General features: G+C 71.6%; 22 protein-coding genes, 1 pseudogene and 1 riboswitch. Of the genes and pseudogenes, 11 read left to right on the plus strand and 12 right to left on the minus strand.

Annotation, left to right across the window (positions count from 1 at the left end):
• Positions 1 to 97: 97 nt before the first annotated feature.
• Positions 98 to 2,869 carry a family 78 glycoside hydrolase catalytic domain gene (locus AB0M28_RS32305; RefSeq protein WP_365412890.1) on the minus strand — a complete coding sequence of 924 codons (2,772 nt, stop codon included), beginning with the start codon at positions 2,867 to 2,869 and terminating at the stop codon, positions 98 to 100.
• A gap of 936 nt (positions 2,870 to 3,805) precedes the next feature.
• Here AB0M28_RS32305 and AB0M28_RS32310 point away from each other — a divergent pair.
• From AB0M28_RS32310 to AB0M28_RS32320, 3 genes and pseudogenes are all read left to right on the plus strand, one after another.
• Positions 3,806 to 4,414 carry a hypothetical protein gene (locus AB0M28_RS32310; RefSeq protein ID WP_365412892.1) on the plus strand — a complete coding sequence of 203 codons (609 nt, stop codon included), beginning with the start codon at positions 3,806 to 3,808 and terminating at the stop codon, positions 4,412 to 4,414.
• A 4-nt stretch (positions 4,415 to 4,418) separates the two neighbouring features.
• Positions 4,419 to 4,511: pseudogene (locus AB0M28_RS32315) on the plus strand (IS5/IS1182 family transposase); the annotation flags it as partial.
• Positions 4,512 to 4,629: 118 nt separating this feature from the next.
• Positions 4,630 to 7,863, plus strand: a complete 3,234-nt coding sequence (locus AB0M28_RS32320; RefSeq protein WP_365412894.1) for a family 78 glycoside hydrolase catalytic domain — start codon at positions 4,630 to 4,632, stop codon at positions 7,861 to 7,863.
• Between the two features lie 37 nt (positions 7,864 to 7,900).
• Here the strand turns inward: AB0M28_RS32320 and AB0M28_RS32325 are convergent, their stop codons facing one another.
• The gene (locus AB0M28_RS32325; protein WP_365412896.1) at positions 7,901 to 8,488 is read right to left on the minus strand and encodes a TetR/AcrR family transcriptional regulator; all 588 of its coding nucleotides are present in this window, start codon (positions 8,486 to 8,488) and stop codon (positions 7,901 to 7,903) included.
• On the minus strand, positions 8,485 to 9,183 hold the full coding sequence (locus AB0M28_RS32330; RefSeq protein ID WP_365412898.1) for an NAD(P)-binding domain-containing protein: 699 nt from the start codon (positions 9,181 to 9,183) through the stop codon (positions 8,485 to 8,487). The genes AB0M28_RS32325 and AB0M28_RS32330 overlap by 4 nt, the downstream gene beginning before the upstream one ends.
• 168 nt (positions 9,184 to 9,351) lie before the next feature.
• Between AB0M28_RS32330 and AB0M28_RS32335 the strand changes: the two genes are divergently transcribed.
• Positions 9,352 to 9,747 carry a hypothetical protein gene (locus AB0M28_RS32335; protein ID WP_365412900.1) on the plus strand — a complete coding sequence of 132 codons (396 nt, stop codon included), beginning with the start codon at positions 9,352 to 9,354 and terminating at the stop codon, positions 9,745 to 9,747.
• 2 nt (positions 9,748 to 9,749) lie between these two features.
• On the opposite strand, the gene AB0M28_RS32340 is transcribed toward AB0M28_RS32335, so the two are convergent.
• Positions 9,750 to 10,646: a helix-turn-helix transcriptional regulator gene (locus tag AB0M28_RS32340; protein ID WP_365412902.1), complete on the minus strand. Its 897-nt coding sequence runs from the start codon at positions 10,644 to 10,646 to the stop codon at positions 9,750 to 9,752.
• A gap of 174 nt (positions 10,647 to 10,820) precedes the next feature.
• On the opposite strand from AB0M28_RS32340, the gene AB0M28_RS32345 reads away from it, so the two are divergent.
• The gene (locus tag AB0M28_RS32345; RefSeq protein WP_365412904.1) at positions 10,821 to 11,837 is read left to right on the plus strand and encodes a zinc-dependent alcohol dehydrogenase family protein; all 1,017 of its coding nucleotides are present in this window, start codon (positions 10,821 to 10,823) and stop codon (positions 11,835 to 11,837) included.
• A 54-nt stretch (positions 11,838 to 11,891) separates the two neighbouring features.
• On the plus strand, positions 11,892 to 12,299 hold the full coding sequence (locus AB0M28_RS32350; RefSeq protein ID WP_365412906.1) for a cupin domain-containing protein: 408 nt from the start codon (positions 11,892 to 11,894) through the stop codon (positions 12,297 to 12,299).
• Between the two features lie 141 nt (positions 12,300 to 12,440).
• On the opposite strand, the gene AB0M28_RS32355 is transcribed toward AB0M28_RS32350, so the two are convergent.
• The 8 genes from AB0M28_RS32355 to gcvT form a co-directional block, all read right to left on the minus strand.
• On the minus strand, positions 12,441 to 12,914 hold the full coding sequence (locus tag AB0M28_RS32355; protein WP_365412928.1) for an IS3 family transposase: 474 nt from the start codon (positions 12,912 to 12,914) through the stop codon (positions 12,441 to 12,443).
• Positions 12,820 to 13,017, minus strand: coding sequence for a transposase (locus tag AB0M28_RS32360; RefSeq protein ID WP_365412930.1), 198 nt, complete (start codon positions 13,015 to 13,017; stop codon positions 12,820 to 12,822). The genes AB0M28_RS32355 and AB0M28_RS32360 overlap by 95 nt, the downstream gene beginning before the upstream one ends.
• A 229-nt stretch (positions 13,018 to 13,246) precedes the next feature.
• Complete coding sequence (locus tag AB0M28_RS32365) at positions 13,247 to 14,146, minus strand: nucleotidyl transferase AbiEii/AbiGii toxin family protein (protein ID WP_365412908.1); 900 nt, start codon at positions 14,144 to 14,146, stop codon at positions 13,247 to 13,249.
• The gene (locus tag AB0M28_RS32370; protein ID WP_365412910.1) at positions 14,146 to 14,760 is read right to left on the minus strand and encodes a hypothetical protein; all 615 of its coding nucleotides are present in this window, start codon (positions 14,758 to 14,760) and stop codon (positions 14,146 to 14,148) included. The genes AB0M28_RS32365 and AB0M28_RS32370 overlap by 1 nt, the downstream gene beginning before the upstream one ends.
• A gap of 255 nt (positions 14,761 to 15,015) precedes the next feature.
• Complete coding sequence (locus AB0M28_RS32375; protein WP_365412912.1) at positions 15,016 to 16,398, minus strand: L-serine ammonia-lyase; 1,383 nt, start codon at positions 16,396 to 16,398, stop codon at positions 15,016 to 15,018.
• Positions 16,399 to 16,748: 350 nt separating this feature from the next.
• Positions 16,749 to 18,020, minus strand: coding sequence for a serine hydroxymethyltransferase (gene glyA, locus AB0M28_RS32380; RefSeq protein ID WP_365412914.1), 1,272 nt, complete (start codon positions 18,018 to 18,020; stop codon positions 16,749 to 16,751).
• 12 nt (positions 18,021 to 18,032) lie between these two features.
• Positions 18,033 to 18,410: a glycine cleavage system protein GcvH gene (gcvH, locus tag AB0M28_RS32385; protein WP_365412916.1), complete on the minus strand. Its 378-nt coding sequence runs from the start codon at positions 18,408 to 18,410 to the stop codon at positions 18,033 to 18,035.
• A gap of 79 nt (positions 18,411 to 18,489) precedes the next feature.
• Positions 18,490 to 19,605, minus strand: coding sequence for a glycine cleavage system aminomethyltransferase GcvT (gene gcvT / locus AB0M28_RS32390; protein ID WP_365412918.1), 1,116 nt, complete (start codon positions 19,603 to 19,605; stop codon positions 18,490 to 18,492).
• Positions 19,606 to 19,755: 150 nt separating this feature from the next.
• Positions 19,756 to 19,863: riboswitch (glycine riboswitch) on the minus strand.
• A gap of 132 nt (positions 19,864 to 19,995) precedes the next feature.
• Between gcvT and AB0M28_RS32395 the strand changes: the two genes are divergently transcribed.
• The 5 genes from AB0M28_RS32395 (at position 19,996) to AB0M28_RS32415 (ending at position 25,621) form a co-directional block, all read left to right on the plus strand.
• Positions 19,996 to 20,622 (plus strand): AAA family ATPase, encoded by a 627-nt coding sequence (locus AB0M28_RS32395; RefSeq protein ID WP_365412920.1) that lies wholly within the window; start codon positions 19,996 to 19,998, stop codon positions 20,620 to 20,622.
• 11 nt (positions 20,623 to 20,633) lie between these two features.
• Positions 20,634 to 21,383 (plus strand): enhanced serine sensitivity protein SseB C-terminal domain-containing protein, encoded by a 750-nt coding sequence (locus tag AB0M28_RS32400; RefSeq protein WP_365412922.1) that lies wholly within the window; start codon positions 20,634 to 20,636, stop codon positions 21,381 to 21,383.
• 162 nt (positions 21,384 to 21,545) lie between these two features.
• Positions 21,546 to 22,289 carry an enhanced serine sensitivity protein SseB C-terminal domain-containing protein gene (locus AB0M28_RS32405; RefSeq protein ID WP_365412932.1) on the plus strand — a complete coding sequence of 248 codons (744 nt, stop codon included), beginning with the start codon at positions 21,546 to 21,548 and terminating at the stop codon, positions 22,287 to 22,289.
• A gap of 426 nt (positions 22,290 to 22,715) precedes the next feature.
• Complete coding sequence (locus tag AB0M28_RS32410) at positions 22,716 to 23,714, plus strand: ABC transporter permease (RefSeq protein WP_365412924.1); 999 nt, start codon at positions 22,716 to 22,718, stop codon at positions 23,712 to 23,714.
• A gap of 116 nt (positions 23,715 to 23,830) precedes the next feature.
• Complete coding sequence (locus tag AB0M28_RS32415) at positions 23,831 to 25,621, plus strand: ABC transporter substrate-binding protein (protein WP_365412926.1); 1,791 nt, start codon at positions 23,831 to 23,833, stop codon at positions 25,619 to 25,621.
• The last annotated feature ends 81 nt before the right edge of the window (positions 25,622 to 25,702 follow it).

Consider the following 25,702-nt stretch of genomic DNA (forward strand, 5'->3'; position numbering starts at 1 on the left):
TCACGCGCCCCGGCCCGCCGGGCGAAGTCGTCGGAGTCGGGCGAGGACTTCTCCGATATCGAGGCGATCCTGCGCGGGTGCGACGGCTCGACCGGCGTCAGGCCACCGGTACGAAGCGCGTCGTTCCCGAGCCGGTCTCGAAGACGGCCCTGCCGTCCCGGGTGCCGAGGTAGCGCGCGTCGCCCTCGCCGACCGCGCGGTAGGCGACCCCGCCGGCCGCGGGCAGCTCCACCCGCGCCACGACGTTCACCGGCACCTCGACCGAGGCGTTCACCGCGCCCCCGTCCCGCGTCCAGGACAGCGACACCGGCACGCGCTGGGTGTGCACGGTGCCCGAGGCGTACCGCAGTCCCTCCGCCGGGGGCACGATCCGGACCGTCGCCCCGCCGGGGGCGCCGGGGCGTACGCCCAGCAGGGTCTCGGTGACGTCGACGGCGGCCTGGGCGCCCCAGCCGTGCGACTGGCTGTGGTTGCTGCCCGCGTCGAGCGTCCACGCCTCCCAGGTGAAGGTGGCGCCCTGGTCGAGGATGTTCGCCCAGCCCAGGTCGTCCTTCGCGGTGAGCAGGCGCAGTACGGCGTCCGGCCGGTCCGCCTCGGACAGCGCCTGCAGCAGCCGGTGCGCGGTCATCGGGCCCTGCTTCATGCCCATGGCCGCGATCCGGTCGGCCAGCCGGGCGTGGTCCTCGCGCGGTGCGACGCCGAAGGCCATGGCGTACGACGTGGAGTGCTGGCCCTGGTGCGCGCTCTGGGTGCCGTCGGCCTTGAGCCCGTCGACGTACATCCCGTCCGCGGCGCGCAGCCTGGCGTTCATGGCCGCGACCAGCCCCTGCTGGGCGCCGCGGTAGCCGGCGCTCTCGGCGGCGGGCCGGCCGAGCTCCTGCGCCATGTCGGCCGTCCGGCGCAGGACGTCCACGCCGAGGGCGTTGATGACCGTGCGGGCGGCGGTGTCCATGTCGTAGCCGAAGCGGCCGGGTTCGGGCCAGTCGACGATGCCGTAGCGGTAGGCGCCGCTGCCGCCGGTCAGGTTCGTCACCAGCCCGGCGGTCGGTCCGTCGGCGGGGATGTGGCGCAGCACGTACTCCGCGGTGGCGCGGATCGACTGGTACGCCTCGGCGAGGAGCTCCCGGTCGCCCGTAACGGTGTAGTAGCGCCACACCCAGTCCACGAACATCTCCGTGTAGTCGGGGATGTCCCGCTTGCCGTCGCCGTTCGGGTACACGGCGTTGTAGCGGCCCGCGTCGGCGCCCGAGTTCCAGTAGCGCCGCTGCGAGTCGAGGAACTCCCGGATGGCCTGGCGGGTGGCGGTGCGCTCGCGGAACCCCTGCATGGTGGCGTACGAGATGTTCGCGGCGTCCCCGAGGAACTGGCCCTTCTCGCGCGTCGGCGTGTCCACGAACTGCTCCTGGACGGAGTTCAGCGCCGAGTGCTGCAGCAGCTCCCAGACCTGGTCCAGCGTCTCGTCCGAGCTGCGGAAGCTCGCCTCGCCGTCGTTCGGTACGGCGGTGTACACCACGGTCGCGGAGACGTCGTCCGCGTCGAACTCCTCCTGCGCGCCGGGGATCTCCAGATAGCGGAAGCCGAGGTGGGTGAAGGCCGCGTAGTCCTGCGGGCCGTCCTTCTGGATGTACGGGAAGGACATGTTCGTCCCCTGGGTGGCCAGCGAGGACGTGGCCACGCGGCCGGTGCCGGTCAGTTCGTAACCCGTCCGCAGCGGTACGGTCCGGCCCGCCTGCCCGGCGTCGAAGTGCACGGCGGGACGGGCGGGTACGACCTTGCCGAAGTCGGCGACGACCGTGCCGTCGGCGGCGGTCAGCAGGCGCACGGGGTGGACCCGGGTCTCCTCGACCCGCGTCTCCTGGCCGGTGAGGTGCGTGAACGGGGCGGCCGGGTGGGCGCCGACGCCGGTGGCCGGCTGCCAGCCGCCGTCGTCGAAGCCCGGCTCCGACCAGCCGTCGATGACGCCGCGCGCGTCCTGCTGGTCGACGCGGTCGCCCTCGCCGTTGCGCCGCGGGGCGTCGGGGGTGAAGCGGGTGTCGCGGGTGACGCGCCAGCCGGATCCGGTGGTGACGGTCTCGGTGCTGCCGTCGGCGTGCTCGATCACCAGCTTGTGCAGCAGCCCCCGTTCGCCGGCCGGCCGGCCCTGGCCGCCGCCGTACCAGTGGTAGCGCACCCCGATGGCCAGGGGCTTGCCGGCCTTGACCAGGTCGGTGACGTCCGCGGCCTGGTAGTAGCCCTCGCCGGGGTACGCGAACGAGGTGCCGCGGTCCGCGCGGCGGCCGTTGAGGAACAGCTCGTACGTGTGGTTCGCGGCGGTGTAGGCGCGGGCCCGGACGACCGGGCTGTCCCCGACCTGGGTCTCGGTGCGGGCGAGGGTGTAGTCGTCGGCCTCGGTGGAGGTCCGGCGTATCCACTCGGCGCCCGACCAGTCGCCGTCGCCGAGGCCGGTCTCGAACACCGCGGACCGCGCGTACGGGGACGCCTGGCCGGCGCGGTCCCAGGTGCGGACGGTCCAGCGGTAGGCGGTCCCGGGGGCCAGCTCCGGGCCTCGGTAGGGCACGTAGGACTGGGTGTCGGCGGTGGTCCGGCCGCTGTCCCAGACGGGTTCGCCGTCGCCGGCGCGGGTGACCCTGATCCGGTACGCGGTCTGGATCTCCCCGGGGTCGGGATCCCGGGGGAGCCAGCCGAACAGCGGCGCGCCCTCGACGTTCAGCGGGGCGGCGACGTCGTCGACGGTGAGGGAGCCGGGGGCGGTGGGCGGGACGTTGACGCCCTGACCCGCGTCGGTCGCCTCGGCGGCGGATCCCATGGTCATGGCGAGCGTGGCGGCCGAGACGACCGCGATCGTACGGACGGCTGAAGGGTGGCGCATCGGTGCTCCCACCTGATTGAAACGTTTTAATCAAGGACGTGCCCTCACGCTATGAGAGCGCTTGCTACGCGTCAAGGGCGACGGGGCGGCGACTCGGTGCGGTCACCTGGGGGCGGGGTGGGGGGTGTTGGGGGCGTGCGGCCGTATCGCGGGCCGCGGCGGGGGCCGTGGGCGCCGTTGTCCCCGCCGCCGGACGTGCTGCGGCGCGGCGAACCTGCGGAGCGCTTTCGGGGCAAGGGCCACGCGCCGGGTGCGGTCCCTGCCGGGGAGGCGGACGAGGCTTTGCCGCGTGGGCTCGTCGCCGTACGGGGCCCGGTGCTCGGGGCTCGGTGCCGGGTGCTCGGGGCTCGGGGCTCGGCCGAGTCCGCGGCGTCGTCGTACGGCGTGCGGGCGGGGTGGAGACCGTGGCGTCGCCGGGGTGTGTCGGGCGCGGTCGAGCCCGTGGCGTTCGTCTTGCGCCGTGTCCGGCGCGGTCGGGGTCGCCAGGCCCGGGTCCGGTGCCGGCCGCCGTCGCGCAGTGGGGCGGTCGCCTGTGAGCCCGCCCCACTGCGTGGGACGCGGGCCCTGAGGGGCGGTCAGGCCGCGGGGCCGGCGCCGCACCGCCGCCCGGCCCGCCGGGTGCAGGCCCGGGCCTGGCGTGACTTAGAGCCTGCCTTTCGGATCTTGCCGGGGTGCGCGCCGCCCGGCACGCGCTCCCCCAAGCTCTCAACTCCGCGTATCGCTGAGTGCTCCGAGGGGGGAGGATCCTCCCGTGTCCCAGCCGCGACCGCAGTTGCCGAAGCCCGAGTTGGTCTCGACGCTCGTCGGAGCCTTGCCGGAGATTCCCACCCGGATTGCTCTCGATCCCCGGGAGACCCGCGTCCCCGGGGTTTCGTCGCCGGGTGAACCGTTGCGACGCGAAAGACCCGGACCGCCTTCCCCGAGCGGTGGGACACGATGAGCGGATCCGATCTGGCGCTGGACCTCAATTCAGCACGCGGAACGCCGGAATCGCCGGGGTTCACGACGCCTCACGGCGCCGACCCCACCGTCATCGCCCTTGCCGAGCGCGACGGGCGTGCGGTTCAGGTGCTCGGTCTGCCGAGTGGCTACCATGTGACCTTCTGGTCGAACGGGAAGGACCAGGGCCGGGGCCTTGCGTCCGACACGGCCTCGGTGGTCGGCGCCACGGCTGTATGGCTGAGGGGCGTGGGCTTGGAGCAACTGGCCGAGCGGTATCGGTTCGTGTCGTTCTCCGGGTTGGACCTTGCCCGTGAACGGGGGAACGCCCGAGCCTTCCAGTGGGCGAGCCTGGCGGACGAGAAATCCTCCGTCTACACCGAGCTCATCCGTGTGGCCGCCGAGGACCCGGTCCTCAGCCGCCTCTTTCCGCGTCTCGGCCACAAGTTCGTGCTGTTCGCCGACGAGGATGCCGAGTCGCCGATCGCAACGGTGTTCGCGCTCGGGGGGCATCGTTACCGGATCTATTCCTCCGCGGAGGGCGAGATCGAATTCGAGGGCCAGGCGACGGCGACCGTTGCCTACCTCGTTCGACGAATGAAGTAGAGCGATCACTCTCCGCGGGGATCGGCTCGCCCCGCTCTTCGGCATCCCCGAGTCGGCGGCCGACCGCATCATCGACCATCTCGGGCCGTCGCAGGCTCATCGTTGAACGTTTCAATCTTGGATGATCCCGCCACGTCCGCGTCATTGACCAACCCGAACGGTGAGGTCTAATCTCCCGGTTACTTGATTGAAACCTTTCATGAACGGTGAATGTCATGCCCCGAGACCTCCCGCGCCGGCGCCTCCTGCAGGTCGGCGGTGCCGCCGCCGCCTCGGTCGTCCTGTCCCGGCCGTGGCCGGCCGCCGCGAGCCCCGCCGCCGCCAGCCCGGCCACCGCCAGCCCGGCCGCCGCCGCGGCCGGAGGAGGCGCGCAGCCGCCCGCCCCCACCGGGATGCTGGCCGACCTGATGCCCCAGGGTCTCGGCGTGGACGCCGGACGCACCGTGCGCTTCAGCTGGCAGCTCCCCGGCTCCGGTGCCGGGGCGCCGCAGAGCGCCTACCAGCTGCAGCTCGCCGCGAGGCCGGGCGCGTTCGAGGACGACGACCTCGTATGGGACTCCGGCAAGGTCACGTCGGCCGACTCCGTCGCCGTTCCCTACACGGGACCGTCCCTCGAGCCGCGCACCGCCTACTGGTGGCGGGTGAGCAGCTGGGGGAGCGAGCGATCCGCGTGGTCGCAGCCGGCGCTGCTGGCCACGTCGGTCGAGGACGAATGGACGGCCGAGCCCATCTGGGCTCCGGCCGGCAGGACCCTCGCGGACGGCACGCTCACCGCCCGCCTCAAGATCACTTCCGTCGCCGCCGGCCTGTGGTTCCGCGCCGCGAGCACCGGCAGCAACTACCTCTGGCAGCTGCGCGCGGGAAGCACCGGCGTACTGCGCAAGCACGTCTGCGTCAACGGCACGTACACCGTCCTCGCCGAGGTCCCCCTGCCGTTCGCCGTCACCCCCGGCGAGTGGCTGGACTTCGCCGTCACGATGAGCGGTCCCACCTTCACCACCACCGTGAACGGCACCGTCGTCGACACCACCACCGACACCCGGTACGCAAGCGGCAACGTCGGCCTGCGCAACGGCTCCACCGAGGCGCAGACCTACGACCGGATCACCTTCACCGACGCCGACGGCACGGTCCTGCTCGACGACGACTTCACCTCCGACAAGGGCACCTTCAGCGCCGGCTCGATCGCCAACGGCGTACTGACGTTCCCCACCGGAGCCTCGTCCCTCTCGTCGTACGGCGACGACGGCAGCTGGGCTCTGCTGCGCACCGAGTACACGCTGCCCGACAAGGAGATCGCGGCCGCGATCCTCTACGCCGCGGCGGACTCCCCCTCCCCCGGCCGCCAGTACGTCGCCAAGATGTGGAGCAACGGCGACGTGGTGGGCTACACCTCGGTGCGCTCGGGCGAGGGGACCGCCTACCACGTCCTCGACATCACCGGCACCGTCCGTGCCGGACAGGCGAACGCCCTGGCCGCGCTCTGCAACACCACGACGTCCAGGAAGTTCCTGGCGCAGCTGGAGATCACCTACGCCGACGGATCCCGGGCGACCATCGGGTCCGGCGGCACGTGGAAGGCCCGCCGCCAGGCAGGCATGCTCCCTCCGCGGGGAAGCGCCGGCAGCAGCTTCTACACGGCCCCTCAGGAGTACTGGGACCTGCGCCGCGAGCCGACCGGCTGGACCGAGGCCGGCTACGACGACGGTGACTGGGAACGCCCCGCGTCCCGCACCGCCATCGACGGACTCGCCCCCGCCCGCCTCGAGCCGGTCCGTCTCCACGACGTCGTACCCGTCTCGGTCACCGAGGTCGCCGAAGGGCGCTGGCTGGTTGACCTCGGCCGGGAGATCGTCGGCGGCCTGTCGATGCGCGTGACGGGCAGGGCCGGGGACACCGTCGACGTACGCCTGGGCGAGGAGCTCAACCCCGACGGCACCGTCAAGTACGTTCTGCGCGCCGGGAACACCTATCGCGAGGTATGGACGCTGCGCGACGGAGCGCAGCGCTTCGAGCACTGGGGCTACCGTGGCTTCCGCTGGGCCGAACTGCGTACGACGGCCGACCTCTCGCAAGCCGTCGTGACCGGACGCGCGTGGAAGGCGGACTGGGACGGCGCGGCCTCCGCCTTCAGCAGCTCCGACCCCGCACTCGACCGCGTCTGGGACCTGTGCCGCTACTCCATCGAAGCCACGCGCGGCGACCTCTACGCAGACACGCCCACCAGGGAGCGCGGCCCATACGAGGGCGACGCCCTGATCAACCAGCTCTCCGAGTACGGCGTCCAGCGCTCCTACGCACTCGCCCGGTGGTCCAACGGCTATCTGGTCCGCAAGGGCACCTGGCCCACCGAGTACCGCCTCATGTGCGCGCTCTCCGCGTGGGAGGACTATCTCGCCACCGGCGACGACAGGCAGCTGGCCGAGGACTACGACCTCCTCGCCGCGAAGAACCTCACCCCGTACCTGGGCGCCGACGGCCTCGTCCACAAGGAACCCGGCTCCAGCAGCCGGGACCTCGGCGACCTCGTCGACTGGCCGGTGACGAACCGCGACGGCTATGTCTTCACCGACGTCAACACCGTCGTGAACGCCTTCCAGTACGCCGCCTTCGACGCCCTGGCCAAGTGCGCGGCCGCACTGCGCAGGACCGACGACGCCCGGCAGTACCGCGGGCGCGCCGACACCCTCGCCGCGGCCATGTGCGGCACCCTGCTCGACGGCGCGGCGGGCCGGTTCGTGGACGGTGCGGGAACCACCCACAGCGCCCAGCACGCCACCGCCTTCCCCGTCGCACTCGGAGTCGCGGACTCCCTGCCCGACGACGTACGGCGCAGACTCGGCGACACACTGGTCGCGGGCGGGATGAAAGTGAGCGTCTACGGAGCGCAGTTCCTCCTCGACGCGCTCTTCCGGCTCGGCCGCTCCGACGCGGCCATCCGGCTCATGACGTCCACCGCGACCAACTCCTGGCTGCACATGCTCGACGGGCTGAACGCCACGATCGTCACCGAGGCGTGGGACCCCGCGCTGAAGCCCAACATGACCTTCTCCCACGCCTGGGCCTCCGCGCCCGCGAACGTGGTCGCCCGGCACGTGCTCGGCGTCCAGATCACCAGGCCGGGGGCGGAGGAGTTCCTGATCCGGCCGAGGACCGGTGCCCTGACCGAGGTCAGGGGAACCGTGCCGTCCGTGCGAGGTCCTGTGTCGGTCCTCGTGCACCGGGACGAGGACAGCCATCAGGTCCGGGTCACCCTGCCGCCCAATTCCAGGGGTGTGGTGGAGGTGGAGATCGGCACCGCCGATCCCCGGGACTACCAGGTCGCCGCCCCCGCGCCCGGAGGGCGGGGAAGCGCGGGCGTGACGTGGTCGACCGACACCACCGGGACCGTGCTGCGGATCGGGCCGGTCGGCGCGGGCACCACCACGGTGGCGCGCGTACGGTCCTGAGCCCCGGTGCCGCCGGGTCGCTCCGTACGAACGTCCCTTACGGCCGAAGCCCCGCCAGCACCAGGTCCACCGCCGACTCGGCCCAGTCCGGGGGCGGTGCGCTGGTGGCCATGTAGCCGGCGTAGTACGGGCCGAGCAGGGCGGAGACCGCCGCCTCGAGGTCGGAGCCGCGGCGGATCTCGCCCCGGTCGGCGGCCTGTTCGAGCACGTCGCGCAGCAGGGCGCGCCGGGGGAGCACCGTGCGCTCCCGGAGCAGGGCCAGCAGCTCCGGGGTGTGGGCCTCCTCGGCCAGGCAGGTGCCGATGAGGGCCATGCCCCGTACCCGCTCCACCGTGGCGGCGAAGTCGCGCAGCACGGCCACCAGATCCGTCCGGGTGTCGCCGCTCGCCGGTGGCGCGTCCGCCATGCGCAGTGCGGCCAGGGCGGCGGTGAGCAGGTCCGCCTTGGTCTTCCAGCGCAGATGGATCGTGGACTTGCTGACCTGCGCCGCCGCCGCCACCTGGCTCAGGCTCATCCGGGTGTAGCCGTGCGACGCCAGCAGCTCCAGGGCGGCCCGCAGGATCGCGGCGTCCTTCTCCGCGGACCTCGGCCGCCCGGCGCCGCGGTTGGTGCTCGTGTCGCTCATCGGGACGAACCGGCCACCTGGATGTGGAAGTTGAAGTCCGAGTGGCCGAACGCGCCGTACAGGCGCAGCCAGACCGGGAGCAGCATCTCCGTGCCGCGGGCGGTCTCGATGCCGCCGAGGTCGAGGACGGCGTGCTGCGGCCAGCCGATGGAGACCAGCAGTTCGGTCACGGCCTTCTTGGCGCCGTCGTCGTCGCCCGAGACGAACACGTTGTGCTCGCCCGCGACCAGGGACGGGTCCATCATGATCGCGCAGTTCATGGTGTTGAGCGTCTTGACGACCTTCGCCTCGGGGAAGGCGCGCTGGAGCTGCTCGCCGAGGCTGTCGGTGTTGACCGGGTTCAGCGAGGGCGGGACGCCCTGGGAGAAGTCCAGGGGGTTGGAGATGTCGATGAGCACCTTGTCGGCGAGGTTCGCCGCGCCCGCCGCCTCGAGGGTCTGCAGGCTGGCCGCGCCCTGGGTGGCGTTCACGACGGCCTCGCCCCAGGCGGCGGCGTCGGCGAAGGACTCCAGCCGGATCTGCCCGTGGTCGGCGAGCCACTCGGAGAACGGCACGTTGCCGAAGTGGTCCGGTTCGGTGCGGGCGAGGGTGGCCTCGGGGTCGCGGGTACCCACGGCGACCTCGTGGCCGAGGGCGGCGAGCCGGGCGGCGACGGTCCGGCCGACGATGCCGGTGCCGAGGACTGCGTAACGCATGGAGGTGGTCCCTTCCATCGAGCGGGGATCGGGTGCTGCGCTGTCACTCCTAAAACTAAACCGAGTGGTTCGGTATTTCAAGGGCTCGTTCTACGAGGGTGTCTTCCCCGGCGGCGACGTACTGGCGGAGAAGGTCGCCGGGCTCATCGGCTGACCGCCACGGCGGCGATGACGCTGGGGTTCGCGTCCCTGTTCGTGGCGTACGCGGCGGGGATGGGCCTCGTCGTGGGTGCCGCCTCCCTGACGGTGGCCCTCACCCGCAGCACGGCCGTCGCCCGGCTGCGCCGCGTGGGCGCCTGGGCGCCGCGGATCGGCGGGGGACTGCTGCTCGCGGTGGGGGCGTACGTCGCGTACTACGGCTGGTACGAGATCCGCGCCCGGCGCGATCCCGCACTGGCCGACCCGGTGATCGACGGTGCGGGCGCGGTGCAGCGGGCGCTCGCGGACCGGGTCGACGGGGTGGGGCCGGGGCCGCTTGCGGCGTTCGTCGCGGTGCTGCTCGTCGTATCGGCGCTGGTGGCCCGCCGCCGGCACCGCCGCCGGTCCGCGGCGGCCGACGCGTAGCCTCAGGCAGCTCCGGTCGCGGTGTGGCCCGGGGCCGGGGCTTGCCGGGTCGCCGCCCACGAGGCGAGGAGGCGCAGGCCCTCCTCCGACGGTGAGCCGGGTTCGGCGGCGTAGACGGTCAGGGTGAGGCCGGGCTCGGCGGCCAGCTCCAGACCTTCGTACGCGAGCGTGAGGTCGCCGACGGCGGGGTGGTGGAACTTCTTGGTGCCGGTGCCGTGGTGGCGTACGTTGTGGGCGCCCCAGCGGGTGCGGAAGTCGTCGCTGCGGGTGGACAGTTCGCCGACCAGGTCGTGCAGCTCCTTGTCGTGGGGGTTGCGGCCCGCTTCCGTGCGCAGGATCGCCACCGTGATGTCGGCGGCCGTGTCCCAGTCGGGGTAGAAGCGGTGGGCGGCGGGGTCCAGGAAGGTGAAGCGGGCGAGGTTGGCCTGGTTGCGGGGGGTGGCGTAGACGTCGCTGTAGAAGGCGCGGGCGAGCGCGTTGGACGCCAGGATGTCCATCCGGCCGTTGCGGACGAACGCCGGGCCCTCGGTGAACGCGTCGAGCGTCCACTGCAGGCTGCGGTGCGGCGTCCACTGCAGGGCGGTGCGGCGGCGCCGGGGGCGGGTGAGGGCGTCGGAGCCGTCCGCGGCCCGGGCCAGGTGCAGCAGATGGGCGCGCTCGGCGTCGTCGAGGCGCAGGGCGCGGGCGACGGCCTCCAGGACGGCGGGGGAGACGCCGGCGAGGTTGCCGCGTTCGAGCTTGGCGTAGTACTCCACGCTCATGTCGGCGAGGGCGGCCACCTCGCTGCGGCGCAGGCCGGGGACGCGGCGCCGGGGCCCGGAGGGCAGCCCGGCCTGCTCGGGGGTGATCCTGGCGCGCCGCGAGGTGAGGAACGCGCGGACCTCTTGCTGGTTGTCCACCCTTCGACCGTACGCGCGCCGCGCCGCGGGAGGGAGGTACTGCCGGTACACCCATCGGCGGTGACTGGCCGACCGCGGTGAGGAGCGGTTACCTGGATGACGTGGCCCCTTCCCCCCGGCCGCCCCGGCGGCGGGCAGCGAGCCCGCCCCGGCCCCCGTACGTAAGGAACCCTCATGCGCGGCGCAGTGATCCACGCCCCCGGCGACGTCCGTTTCGAGACGCTGGACGACCCGAAGATCCTCCACCCGACGGACGCCGTCATCCGTACGGCGGTCACCTGTGTGTGCGGCTCGGACCTGTGGCGCTGGCGCGGTCTGGAGCCGATCGGCGACCCGCACCCGATCGGGCACGAGTACGTCGGGTTCGTCGAGGAGGTCGGGGCCGAGGTCACGGCCGTCAGGCCGGGCCAGTTCGTGGTCGGCTCGTTCGCCGCCTCGGACAACACCTGCGCGAACTGCCGTAACGGCTTCCAGTCCAACTGCCTGCACCGGGAGTTCATGAGCACCTGCCAGGCCGAGTACGTACGCATCCCCAACGCCCAGGGCACCCTGGTCGCCACCGACGAGGTGCCGGGCGAGGAGCTGTGGCCCGGTCTGCTGGCCGTCTCCGACGTCATGGGCACGGGTTGGTGGGCCGCCGACGCGGCCGAGGTCGCGCCCGGCTCCACCGCCGTGGTGGTCGGCGACGGGGCCGTCGGCCTGTGCGCGGTGATCGCCGCGAAGCAGATGGGCGCGGAACGGATCATCGTGATGAGCCGCCACGAGCCCCGGCAGAAGCTGGCCCTGGAGTTCGGCGCCACCGACATCGTCGCCGAGCGCGGCGACGCGGGCGTGGCGCGGATCAAGGAGCTCACCGGCGGAATCGGCGCCGACAGCGTGCTGGAGTGCGTCGGCACCGCCGAGGCCATGCGGCAGGCCCTGCACTCGGCCCGCCCGGGCGGCAGCGTCGGCTTCGTCGGCGTCCCGCACGACGTGGCCGTCGACGGGCAGGAGCTGTTCTACTCCCACGTCGGACTGCGGGGCGGCCCCGCCCCCGTACGCCGCTACCTGCCCGACCTGATCGAGCTCGTCCTGAGCGGCCGGATCGACCCGGGCCGGGTCTTCGACCTCACCCTGCCGCTGGAGCAGGTCGCCGAGGGCTACCAGGCGATGGACGAACGCCGCGCCATCAAGGCCCTCCTCAACCCCTGACCCGGGCACCCGCCCACCCCCGGCCACTCCCCGAACGCAGCAAGGAACAGACCCATGGAGCACATCACCTCGACGCCGACGGCCAAGGGCCCGGCCGAACGGTTCACCGGCGACGTCTACCTCAACGTGATCGAGACGCCGACCAGCCCCGCCAACCTGACGGCGGCCCTGGTCCGCTTCACCCCGGGCGCCCGTACCAACTGGCACTCCCACGCCAACGGCCAGACCCTCCACGTCACCGACGGCACCGGCCTGGTCGGCACCCGCGACGGCAGTGTGGTGCGCGTGAGCGCGGGCGACACCGTGAAGTGCCCCGCCGGCGAGGACCACTGGCACGGCGCCACCGACACGACACTGATGGCACACATCGCCATGGTCGTCGGCGACGGCGAGAGCGACGGCACAACCTGGCTGGAGCCCGTCAGCGACGAGCAGTACTCCCGGGCACTCGCCAGGGGGTGAGCACGGCGTGGGCTTCGCCCCGCTATATGGATATCTGCGAACTATGCAGCCAGGTTCGAGAACACGGCGAGTCGGGCCTCGCAACTCCGCAGCCACCGCTCGCCGTAGAGGAGTTCTCGTTTGATGCTCGCGAAGAACGATTCAGCCGGCGCATCGGCATAGCTCGATCCGAAGCGCACCATGGACCGGCGTATGCCATGTCTCCCGCAAGCCGACGCGAAGGCGGCGGTGCCGCGGTCGGAGTGAAACACGACGCCGTCCACCGCGCACGCCCGGGCGCGGGGCGGTGAAGTCTCGCTGAAGCAGATCGGGAGCCTTTGGCGCGCGGGCATCCGGGATCGTGGTGCGCTTGCCCTTCCGCAGGTGCCGCCCGGAGATCCCGGCCGCCCGCATGAGACGGGCGACGCGCTTGTGATTCACCGCCGGCCCGTCCTCGCGCAGCTCTCGGGTAACGCGGGGCACTCCGTAGGCGCCTTTCGCCTCGCCGTGTATCGCCCGAATCTGCTCGGTGAGCGCCGCATCATCGGCCGCTCGCGCCTGCCGGACCGGTGTCGACCGACGGCACCGTCGGGCCCGGCCCCGGCCCGCGCATCCACTGGCGCAGCGACTCGGGATTGACCCCGAGCTCCCGCGCGACCGAACCGACCGTGCGGCCGCTGGTTCGCACCAGCTCCACCGCGTCCCGCTTGAACTCCTCCGGATACCGGCCAGCACCCACCAGAACACCCCCCGGCGCGACGGTGCACACCATCAGCAGGCGGACCTCGCGCCGTCCGTGGCCGCGGGTGCGCCGCGGTTCAGCAACGGCATCTTCTGCCAGGGCGGTCGGCGCAGTTGGCGGCGGAGCTTCTTCGTAGGGTCGACCGGGCGGCGAGGTGCTGCTGGGCAGGTCGTTTTCCGTCCAGTCTCCCTCCGAACCGGACGTGCGGGTCTCGGCCAGGCCTGGTTCATGACCACGTGAGGGTCGTCGAACTCCAAGTGAGGGTGACGGCCTCGCCGTTGAGGAGTGTGTCTGCGAAGGCGGTGACCTGCCGGACGACGTCCGTGAAGCGTTCGGGGTAGCTGGTTGCGGCGGGGCCTTGCCGGCGGCGCCAGGCGGTGTAGGAGGTCTGGCGGCGCTCGCCGAGGTCGGTGATGGTGGAGCTGAGGGGTTTCAGGGTGATGCCGCGGTGTGTGGCGGTGGCGGTCAGTGCTGTGGTGAGTTCTTGGCCGTCCAGGTCGTTGAGGGTGAGCAAGCGGTAGAGGTCACCGTAGTCGCGGTCGCGGGTGTTGAGGTCGCCGAGTGAGGCAGCGGTGGAGAGTTTCTCGGCGATGACGGTGGCCAGTGGGTAACCGAAGATCTGGAAGCTTTCCTCCGTGAGTTGTTGTGGGTAGTTGATGAGCCGGGGGCCGGGCGTGACGGGGTCGCCGAAGCTGACGTCGAGTTGAAGTTTGAGTCGCGCTCGGGCGAGGGAGGCGGCCATGGACAGGCGTAGGCCGTGGTATTCGTCCTCCTCGCGGATGGGAACCGTCTTGAGCGCCGTGGGATCGAACACGACTCCGTCGTCGCTCTCGGTGGCGGCGATGGCCGCGATCCTGTGGATGATCTCGGTTTCTGTGCCTGGGAACGAGCGGCCGAGGATGTCGATGTCGCGGGTCATTCGACGTGCGCCGAACTGGGCGAGCAGCAGGCCACCCTTGAGAACGAAGTGCTCCCGGCCCAGGGGTGATGAGGCCAGGCGGTAGAGGAACCGTTCGAGGACGTACTCGACCATGACCTCGTCCGTTGACCGGCTGGTGCGGCGGGCCAGGTTGCGCAGGTCGTTGTAGACGCGACCGGCGGTGGTGTCACGGGTGGGGTTGGCCATCAGGCGAGCACGGCCTCTACGGCGGGGCGGACGACGGAGAGAGCGTCCAACTCGCGTGCGACGTGCTGAAGTTCGCCGACTCCGCCGCGCCCGCTCCGGCGCAGGTAGCGGCCGAGCGCGGACAGGGCGAGGGTCTCGCCGAGGCGGCTGCGGTGGCGCATCGCGTCGACGACGCTGCGGGCCGCGTTGTACATGGGGATGGTCTCTCCCGGGGCTGCTTCGAACCGTTCGATACCGAGGTCGAAGGTCTTCGCGGCGTACTGCGCCACCACGGTCGGCGGATAAGAGATCGTCGGGCGGCGTGTACCGCGCGGCACGGCGATGTGTACTGCTGCGGGGATGTCGTCGATCAGCTCATGCAGGGCCAGGGCGGATTCACCGCACACGACGGCGCGAGGTGCCCGTGCGCACACGGCCAGCAGATCCGCGTGCGCGGTCTCGGGGGCGTCTGCACGCCTGTACACCCCACGGGACAGTTCGTCTATCTCCGCTTCCGTAACCAAGTGCGCCAGATCGCGAGGGGAGAGCAGGGCCTGACGTGCCTGCGCCGTCGTGAATGTGGGGGACAGGCCGGCCAGCCGCTGTTCCAGGCGCGAGTTTTCCGCAGCGTCCATGTATCGAATAGTACCCCTCATGTGGGCCGGGGGGATCGATTTGATACATTCCGTGGTGGGTGAGCGGTGCATCCGGTGTTGATCGCATACCGCAAACCTGCAGGTCAAGAGCTCCTTCCGTGGGGACTTCCCAGGGACTTTTCAGGGACTTCCACGTCTGCGCTCAGGGAGTCTCCAGGGGGCTTTCCACCGCGTAGGAAGGGAAGGCCCTGACAGCGCTGAAAGAAACGAACGCACTGGTCAGGGCCTGTTGACTCAGCACTCGATGACGTTCACCGCGAGCCCGCCCCGCGCCGTCTCCTTGTACTTGACCTTCATGTCGGCGCCCGTCTCCTTCATCGTCTTGATCGCCTTGTCCAGCGAGACGAAGTGCTGCCCGTCGCCGCGCAGGGCCATCCGGGCCGCCGTCACGGCCTTCACCGCCGCCATGCCGTTGCGCTCGATGCACGGGATCTGGACCAGGCCGCCCACCGGGTCGCAGGTCAGGCCCAGGTTGTGCTCGATGCCGATCTCCGCGGCGTTCTCCACCTGCTCCGGCGTGCCGCCCATGATCTCCGCCAGGCCGCCCGCCGCCATCGAGCAGGCCGAGCCGACCTCGCCCTGGCAGCCGACCTCGGCGCCCGAGATCGAGGCGTTCTCCTTGAACAGCATGCCGATCGCGCCCGCGGCCAGCAGGAAGCGCACGATCGCGTCGTCGTCCGTGCCGGGGACGAAGTCGCGGGCGTAGTGCAGGACCGCCGGGATGATGCCCGCGGCGCCGTTCGTGGGGGCCGTGACGACGCGGCCGCCCGCCGCGTTCTCCTCGTTCACCGCCATCGCGTACAGCGTGGTCCACTCCATCGCGTGCTCGGAGCGGTTGCCCTCCGCGCGCAGCTGGCGGGCGGTCTTGGCGGCGCGGCGGCGGACCTTCAGGCCGCCCGGGAGGATGCCCTCCACCGACATGCCGCGGGCCACGCACTCGCGCATCACCCGCCAGATCTCCAGCAGGCCGGCGCGGATCTCGTCCTCCGTACGCCACGCCTTCTCGTTCTCCAGCATCAGCGAGGAGATCGACAGGCCCGTCTCGCGGGCCATCCGCAGCATCTCGTCGCCCGTGCGGAACGGGTACTTCAGCACCGTGTCGTCCAGCTTGATGCGGTCCTCGCCGACCGCGTCCTCGTCGACCACGAAACCGCCGCCGACCGAGTAGTACGTCTTCTCCAGCAGCGGGGCGCCCGCGGCGTCGTACGCGAAGAGCGTCATGCCGTTCGCGTGGTACGGCAGGGAGCGGCGCCGGTGCAGGACCAGGTCCTTGTCGGCGTCGAAGTCGAGGGTGTGGTCCTCGCCTATCTCCGCGCCGAGCAGGTGCAGCCGGCCGGTCTCGCGGATCCGCTCGACCTCCGAGTCCGCCCACTCGACGTTCACCGTGCGCGGGGAGTGGCCCTCCAGGCCCAGCAGCACGGCCTTCGGCGTGCCGTGGCCGTGGCCGGTGGCGCCCAGCGAGCCGAACAGCTCGGCGCGGACCCGGGCGGTGTGCGCGAGCAGACCCTCGTTCTTCAGCCGGCGCGCGAACATCCGCGCGGCGCGCATCGGGCCGACGGTGTGGGACGACGACGGGCCGATGCCGATGGAGAAGAGGTCGAAGACGGAGATTGCCACGGTGGCCGGACTCCCTTGTCCTGTCGTGGGTGGAACGGGGACGGACGCCGGTCCTGCCAGGGGTGGGGCGGGACTGCGGGGCCCGGTGGGCGCCGGGCCGCTCGGCCCGGTGGGCGCCAGGCCGTGAGGGCGGCGCGCTTGACGCCGCCCTCCCACCCAGTGTGCGCCCTGGGCAGGCGGAGGGCGGCATCCGTGCGGTGTGGGCCCGGTTACAGCCCGCGCGACGGCCGCCCGGCTGCGCCGGTTGTCAGTGGTCGCCGATAGCCTGGATGGGGCTTGGCCCCCGGGCGGGCGGGGACCGTTTTACGGGACGGTGCCGGGGCGGGACGACCCGCCCCGGCACCCCCGCCTCACAGACCCGGGTACAGCGGGTGCTTCTCGGCCAGCGCCGAGACGCGGGCGGACAGCGACGCGGCCTTGGCCTCGTCGAAGCCCGGCTTCAGCACCTCGGCGATGACGTCCGCGACCTCGCGGAAGTCCTCCGCCCGGAACCCGCGCGTCGCCAGCGCCGGCGAGCCGATCCGCAGGCCCGACGTCACCATCGGGGGGCGCGGGTCGTTCGGCACCGCGTTGCGGTTCACGGTGATGCCCACCGAGTGCAGCCGGTCCTCGGCCTGCTGGCCGTCCAGCTCGGAGTCGCGCAGGTCGACGAGGACCAGGTGCACGTCCGTACCGCCGGAGAGGACGGAGACGCCCGCCTCGCGCGCGTCGTCCTGCAGCAGGCGCTCTGCGATGATCTTCGCGCCCTCCAGGGTGCGCCGCTGGCGCTCCTTGAACTCCTCGCCGGCCGCGATCTTGAAGGACACCGCCTTCGCCGCGATCACGTGCTCCAGCGGGCCGCCCTGCTGACCCGGGAAGACCGCGGAGTTGATCTTCTTGGCCAGCTCCTGCTTCGACAGGATCACGCCACCGCGCGGACCGCCGAGGGTCTTGTGCGTGGTGGTCGTGACGATGTCCGCGTGCGGCACCGGGTTCGGGTGCAGGCCCGCGGCCACCAGGCCGGCGAAGTGCGCCATGTCCACCATGAGCAGCGCGCCGACCTCGTCCGCGATACGGCGGAACTCGGCGAAGTCCAGCTGGCGCGGGTACGCCGACCAGCCGGCGATGATCAGCTGCGGGCGGTGCTCCTTGGCCAGGCGCTCGACCTCGGCCATGTCGACCTGGCCGGTCTCGGCGTCCACGTGGTACGCGGCCACGTTGTAGAGCTTGCCGGAGAAGTTGATCTTCATGCCGTGGGTCAGGTGACCGCCGTGGGCCAGGTCCAGGCCCAGGATGGTGTCGCCCGGCTTCAGCACCGCGAACATCGCGGCGGCGTTCGCCGAGGCGCCCGAGTGGGGCTGCACGTTCGCGGCCTCGGCGCCGAACAGCGCCTTGATCCGGTCGCGCGCCAGGTCCTCGACCACGTCGACGTGCTCGCAGCCGCCGTAGTAGCGGCGGCCCGGGTAGCCCTCGGCGTACTTGTTGGTCAGCACCGAGCCCTGCGCCTCGAGGACCGCGACCGGCGCGAAGTTCTCCGACGCGATCATCTCGAGGGTCGACTGCTGGCGCTTGAGCTCGGCGTCCACGGCGGCGGCGACGTCCGGGTCGACCTCGTGGAGGGAGCCGTTCAGAAGGTTCGTCATCGTCCGTGGTCCTCAGCCCGCGGTGAACGCGGTGTACTCGTCGGCGGACAGCAGGTCCTCGGGCTCGTCCGAGATCCGGACCTTGAACAGCCAGCCGCCCTCGAACGGGGCGCTGTTCACGAGGGCCGGGTCGTCGACGACGTCCTGGTTGGCCGCGACGACCTCGCCCGTGACGGGGGAGTACAGGTCGCTCACGGACTTGGTGGACTCCAGCTCGCCGCAGGACTCGCCGGCGGTGACGGTGTCGCCGACCTCGGGGAGCTGGACGTAGACGACGTCACCGAGGGCGTCGGCGGCGTGGGCGGTGATCCCGATGGTGGCCACGCCGTCCTCGGCGGGGGAGAGCCACTCGTGTTCCTTGCTGTAGCGAAGCTGCGTGGGGTTGCTCATGGGGTGATTCTCCTGGATACGTGGGTGTGCTGCGTGACGGTACGGATACGGCGCGCTCGCGCCGGCGGATCGGAGGGGCTCAGCGCTCGCGCTTGTAGAACGGCAGGGCCACGACCTCGTACGGCTCGTGGGTGCCGCGGATGTCGACGCCGACGCCCGCCGTGCCCGGCGCGGCGTGGGCCGCGTCGACGTACGCCATGGCGATCGGCTTGCCCAGCGTGGGGGAGGGGGCGCCCGAGGTGACCTCGCCGACCACCTGACCGTCGGCGACCACGGCGAAGCCCGCGCGCGGCACCCGGCGGCCCTCGGCCACCAGGCCCACCAGGACGCGCGGCGGAGCCGCCTCGGCGCGCTCCGCGGCCTGCTCCAGCGCCTTGCGGCCGACGAAGTCCACCGGCTTGTCGAACTTCACGACCCGGCCGAGGCCCGCGTCGAAGGGGGTGAGCGCGGTCGTCAGCTCGTGCCCGTACAGCGGCATGCCCGCCTCCAGGCGCAGCGTGTCGCGGCAGGACAGCCCGCACGGGACGAGGCCGCGGTCCGCGCCCGCCGCCGTCAGGGCCTCCCACAGCGCCACGGCGTGCTCCGGGCGGACGAACAGCTCGAAGCCGTCCTCGCCGGTGTAGCCGGTCCGGGCGATGAGCGCCGGGACGCCGGCGACCGTGCCGGGCAGGCCGGCGTAGTACTTCAGCCCGTCGAGGTCCGCGTCCGTGACGGAGGCCAGGATCGCCGGGGACTCGGGGCCCTGGACGGCGATCAGGGCGTACGCCTCGCGGTCGTCCCGCACCTCGGCGTCGAAGCCGGGGGCGCGCTCGGTGAGCGCGTCCAGCACGACCTGGGCGTTGGAGGCGTTGGCGACGACCATGAACTCCTGGTCGGCGAGGCGGTAGACGATCAGGTCGTCCAGGATGCCGCCGTCCTCCTGGCAGATGTGCGTGTAGCGGGCGCGGCCCACACCCAGCACGGAGAGCCGGCCGACCAGCGCGTAGTCCAGCAGCTCGCCGGCCTGCTGGCCGGAGACGGTGATCTCGCCCATGTGGGAGAGGTCGAAGAGACCGGCGCGGGTGCGGACGGCGTTGTGCTCGTCGCGTTCGCTGCCGTAACGCAGCGGCATGTCCCAGCCGGCGAAGTCGGTCATGGTCGCGCCGAGGGCGCGGTGCGTGGCGTCGAGCGCCGTCAGACGCAGGGCAGAAGTCATGGTCAGGCTCCCGGACAGGGGTGGGCAGACATCCTCCCCCTCTGTCATCGGTACCTGAGAGGTTCGCCACAACCCCTCTTCGGGGGCGGCTTGCACCTTGGGTGAGGCGTTGTACCCGGTATGGATGCAATGCCCGCTTTTCAGAGCTGCCTCGCCCGCGCGGTACGGGGCCTGAGAGATTCCTGGGAGGGAGTTGCTCCTTCGGCGCCCGGCGGCCCTTTGCTGGAAAGGACTCCGGGACTCTCCCGCGCGGATTTGAGCGGCCGGTATGCAGTTTGGTGGGCCACATCATTGCATGCCCCGGACCGGTCCGGGGCAGGACGCCTCCTTGTCGGCGGGCTGCGCGCTTGCGACGCTGCACGGTACGACCGAACGGAGGGGGACGATCACGTGGAGGACTCGGGTCCGGGGGTGCGTACGGGGATCCCGGCGGTCTGCGCGCCGCGCGCCGCGCCGGCGCCGGCCGAACCGCGGCGGCGGCCGGTGCTGAGCTTTCCCGAGGGTGATGTGGTCGTCGTCTCCGGGCTGCCCGGCAGCGGGAAGTCCACCCTGATCCGGCGGACCGTGCCGGAGGGGGTGCAGCGCGTCGACTCGCAGAACGTCCGGGACCGCTGGGCCGCGGGGCCCGCGGGGCGGTGGCTGCCGTACGCCGTGTACCGGCCGCTGGTCCGCGTCTCCCACTACCGCGGGCTGCTGCGGGCGCTGCGCGGCGGGCACAGCCTCGTGGTGCACGACTGCGGGGTGCTGCCATGGGTGCGCTGGGGCATCGAGCGGTCCGTACGGCGGTCGGGGCGCGGGATGCACCTGGTGCTGCTCGACGTGGACCCGGAGACGGCGCTGGACGGGCAGACGGCGCGCGGGCGCCGGGTGTCGCGGTACGCGTTCGCCCGGCACCGCCGGGCCACGGGGCGGCTGCGGGCTGCGGTGGCGCGCGGGGGCACGGGCTATCCGGCGGTCGTGCTCGACCGGGCGGGGGCGGACGCGGTGCGGCGGTTCCGGTTCGGCTCCTTGGACTAGGCTCGCTGGCCGTGAGCATCCCGTCGCAGCTGCCCGAGCCGTCCTTCCCCGTGAACGAGCTGGAGGAGGTCCTCCAGGCCGCCCTCGGCGATCCCGGGGCCGTGCCGCGGCTGCTGGAGGTGCTCGGGCGCAGCCATCTGTGGGTGCCGCTGCCGGAGGGCGGCGGGCCCACGTCGGAGACCCTGCGGCTGCCCACGACGGAGATCGGCGGCGCGGCGTACGTACCGGTCTTCTCCTCGAAGGAGCAGTTCCTGGCGGTCGTGGGGACGCACATGTCCTTCACGGTCGCGCCCGCGCGGGAGTTCGCCCGGGGCCTGCCGCCGCAGCTCGGGATCGCGGTCAACCCCGGCGGTGCCGTCGGGATTCCGCTCCCGCCCGCGGCGGTGGCGGAGCTGGCGCGGGAGCGGTCCGCCCCGGGTGCGCCCAGCGGGGGCCGGGTCCGGCTGTACGAGCCGGACTGGCAGGACGATCCCGTCGACTTCCTCGCCGCCGCGCGGGCGGAGTTCGAGGCGACGCCCCAGGTGTACAGCGCGCGGCGCGGCCTCGCCGCGGTCGAGACCGGCCCGGCCCAGCTCTTCGTGGGCGTCGAGCTGTACGACCCGGCCGCGCCGGACGCCCGCGACGCAGCGCTCGCCGCGCTGGGCCGCGCGCTGGCCGCGCACCCGGTGACCTGGCCGGTCCAGCTCGTGTTCCTGGACGCGGCCGACGACCCGGTCATCGGCTGGCTCCGGGAGCGCGTGCGGCCGTTCTTCACCCGGTGACCCCCGGCGCGCGCACGGAACCGGGCGACACCGGGGGTCGGGGCTTCTGGGCGGGGGCCTAACCTGGTTGGATGGCCCACGCTGGGCGTACTTGCCGGACGAGGGGGCTGAGGGGACGTGAACGGGGGCGCGGGCAACGGGCTCGGGCGGCTGGTCGGTGACATGGCCCCGGGCCGCTACGAGGCGTACGAGCGCCTGCTCGAGGGCCTGGCCGAGGGCCAGGTCTGGATGCTGCTGTGGCAGGGGCGAAAGGGTTCGCCCGACGCCCAGTACGGCGGCATGGAGGTGGCCGGCCACGGCTACGTCCCCTGCGTGACCGGTGAGGAGCAGCTCGCCAAGAGTGGCTGGAACCGTGCGCACGAGGTGGTCTCGGGCCGCGACATCGCGTCCGCCCTCTACCCCGACCGCTGGGGCCTGTGGCTGGATCCGCACACCCCCGGCGGCGGCGTCGGCGTCCCCTGGCTGGACCTGCGCCGCGTCGTCGCGGGGCTGACGACGCTGCCCGCCGGACCGCTGCGGATCTCCGAACCGTCCGTGGACGTCCAGCAGTTCTACGCCCTGCTCGGCCAGAACGCGCACCGCACGCCCGCCGTACGCACCCTCACCCGCGCCTGGGTGCAGCCCGCCCTGGGCGAGCCGTATCTGGCGATCGGCCTCGATCTGTACGACGCGGGCGAGCAGTCCGTGACGGCCGCCCGCCGGATGATGCAGGACTCCGTGGCCGCGGTGCCGTCCGGCCTGCCCGTCTCCTCCGTCGCCCTGGCGGACGACTTCGACCCGGTCGCGATGTGGATGCGGGCGAACGCCCGCCCGTTCTTCGACCGCGGCGCCTTCGGCGGCGGCCCGGCCGGCGCCCCCTCCGGCTACGGCTACCCCCCGGCCCCGGGCTGGCGGCCGGCGGGCTGACGGGGCGGGCCAGGGGTCCCCCCCCGCGGCACTCTCGCGGCGCCGGAAACGCCGGGGAGCACATCCGGCGCACCCCCGCGAAACACCCCGTACACATCCTGAGACCGCTCCGCCCGATCCGCCCCCTTCGGAGCGAGATCACCGGATCGGTCGCCCAGTTGGGAATCCGCTCAGAACCGGCCGCTGTCCGTATAACGGAAACCTTCATCGCACATCACGGTTGCGCATCCATTCCCCGACAGGTCTGGTGTGTGATCGCGAACGCAATGAAGACTCCCGCACCAAGGGACGTTCCGTCCCGGGCGCGACACCTTCACAGACCGTTTGCGCACCACCAGCACGACTTGCACCAGTGATGAAGACCAGTCGCTCCCGTGCGGCAGGTATCAGGCCGGTCACCACCGGCCGAGAGGGGTCCCCACCACCATGACGGCACCTTTGCACGACACCAGCGCGGCGGAAACCGCAGCCGTCGATGTAGCTGCCGACGTCCCGGCCAAGGCGATCGAAGGCAGGTCTCCCTGGAAGATCGCCTGGACCCGGCTGAAGCGCGACCGGGTCGCGCTCGCGGGCGGCGTCGTCGTCATCTTCCTCATCCTCGTCGCGATATTCGCCCCGCTGATCGTGGACATGTTCGGCCACCCGCCGGACGAGTTCCACGAGGACCAGATCGACCCGCTGTTCGGTACGCCGGTCAAGGACTGGGGCGGCATCACCAAGGACTTCCTGTTCGGCGTCGAGCCGATCAACGGCCGCGACGTCTTCAGCCGCATCGTCTACGGCGCCCGGGTCTCGCTGCTCGTGGCGTTCCTCGCCGCGATGTTCGCCGTCCTCCTCGGCACGGTCTTCGGCGTCGTCGCCGGCTTCTTCGGCGGCTGGATCGACGCGATCATCAGCCGCACGATGGACATGCTGCTCGCCTTCCCCCAGCTGCTGTTCACCATCGCGCTGGTCTCCGTCGTCCCGAACGAGCTGCTCGGCTTCGAGGGCACGGGCGTGCGGATGGGCGTACTGGTCGTCGTCATCGGCTTCTTCGGCTGGCCGTACGTGGCCCGTATCGTGCGCGGCCAGACGCTCTCGCTGCGTGAGCGGGAGTACGTCGAGGCCGCCACCAGCCTGGGCGCGGGCCGCGGTTACATCATCTTCCGCGAGCTGCTGCCGAACCTGATCGCGCCGATCACCGTCTACACGACGCTGATGATCCCGACCAACATCCTGACCGAGGCGGCACTGAGCTTCCTGGGCGTGGGCGTGAAGGCGCCCACCTCGTCCTGGGGCCAGATGCTGTCGAAGGCGATCACCACGTACGAGACCGACCCGATGTTCATGATCATCCCGGGTACGGCCATCTTCATCACCGTGCTGGCCTTCAACCTCTTCGGCGACGGCGTGCGTGACGCGCTCGACCCGAAGGGCTCTCGCTGAGCCCTGCTGCACCACCAGTTCCACCCGCACAACGCCGCCGGCAGAACACCGGCCGGCGGTCAAGAAAAAGGGCGGCCCGGTCCCGGGTCCGCGTCTACCACGGAGGTTGCGACATCGTGACAACCCATCGCTCATCGAGGCGCCGACAGGCAGCAGCGTCGGCCGTCATAGTCGCGGCGCTGCTGTCAACCGCAGCATGCGGTGGTGGCGACGGCGGCTCGGACGACAAGGACAAGGGCTCGGCCGGGGCGAAGATCGCCTTCAACGGCGGCGTGGGCAAGGTCCTCAACGCGTCGACGAAGAAGGGCGGCACGCTGAAGTTCATCGGGTCGCAGGACTTCGACTTCCTGGACCCGCAGCGCGGCTACTACGGCTTCATGTGGGACTTCGCCCGCTACTACACCCGTCAGCTGATCACGTACAAGGCCGAGCCGGGCAAGGCGAGCACCGAGCTCGTCCCCGACATGGCGTCCGGTCTGGCCGAGGTCTCCGACGGCGGCAAGACCTACAAGTACACGCTGAAGGACGGCGTCAAGTGGGAGGACGGCCAGCCCGTCACCACGAAGGACATCAAGTACGGCATCGAGCGCATCTGGGCGCAGGACGTGCTGTCCGGCGGTCCGATCTACCTGCAGCAGGTGCTCGACCCCGAGGGCAAGTACAAGGGCCCGTACAAGGACACGTCCGCTGACAAGCTGGGCCTGTCGGCGATCGAGACGCCCGACGACAAGACCATCATCTTCAAGCTCCCGAAGGCGAACTCCGACTTCGAGCAGATGCTGGCGATGCCCTCCGCGACCCCTGTCCGCCAGGACAAGGACACCAAGGAGAAGTACACCCTCAAGCCGTTCTCCAACGGCCCGTACAAGATCGACTCCTACACGCCGACCAAGGGCGCGGAGCTGTCCCGCAACCCCAACTGGGACGCGGCGACCGACGACGTGCGCAAGGCGCTGCCGGACAACATCAGCGTCACGCTGACCACCAACGCCGACGACATGGACAAGCGCCTGATCGCCGGTGAGTACGACCTCGACCTGAACGCGACGGGCGTCGGCCAGGCCGCGCGCGCCGAGGCGCTCAACCCGAAGAACCGCAACAACGTCGACAACCCGCAGACCGGCTTCATCCGGTACGCGGTCATGCCGACCGACGTCGCGCCCTTCGACAACATCGAGTGCCGCAAGGCCGTGATCGTCGGCGCCGACCACAAGTCGCTGCAGACCGCGCGTGGCGGCCCCCAGGCCGGCGGTGACATCGCCACCAACATGCTGCCGCCCGCCATCGGCGGTGCCGACCCGGCCTACGACCCGTACGAGGTCAAGAAGAACGAGAACGGCGACGTCGCCGCGGCCAAGGAGCACCTGGCGGCCTGTGGCAAGCCGAACGGCTTCAAGACCACCATCGCGGTCCGCAACAACAAGCCGCTCGAGATCGCCACGGCCGAGTCCCTGCAGGCCTCGCTGAAGAAGGTCGGCATCGACGCCCAGATCGACCAGTTCGACGGCGCCCAGACCTCCGGCATCATCGGTGCCCCGGACAACGTCCGGAAGAAGGGCTACGGCATCATCATCATGGGCTGGGGTGCCGACTTCCCGACCGGTCAGGGCTTCTCGCAGCCGCTGGTCGACGGCCGGTTCATCCTGGACTCCGGCAACAACAACTTCTCGATGCTGAACGACCCGGCCATCAACAAGCTGTTCGACGACGCGATCGCGGCGACGGACATCGCGCAGGCCAACGAGTTCTACAAGCAGATGAACCAGAAGGTGTCGGAGGCCGCGGTCTACCTGCCCTTCACCCACGAGAAGAACCTGATCTGGCGCGGTTCGCGTCTGACCAACGTCTACACGGCCGACGCTTACAACGGCCGCTACGACTACGCCTCCCTGGGCGTTGTGAAGTAAATCCGTACGCCCCCACGGCGCACCCGCCGCTAGGCACGAAGGGCAGGTGATGGCCACGTGCGGCGGCCCGGAGACAACCTC

This window comes from Streptomyces sp. NPDC051940, from assembly GCF_040680895.1.
Classification (GTDB): Bacteria; Actinomycetota; Actinomycetes; order Streptomycetales; family Streptomycetaceae; genus Streptomyces.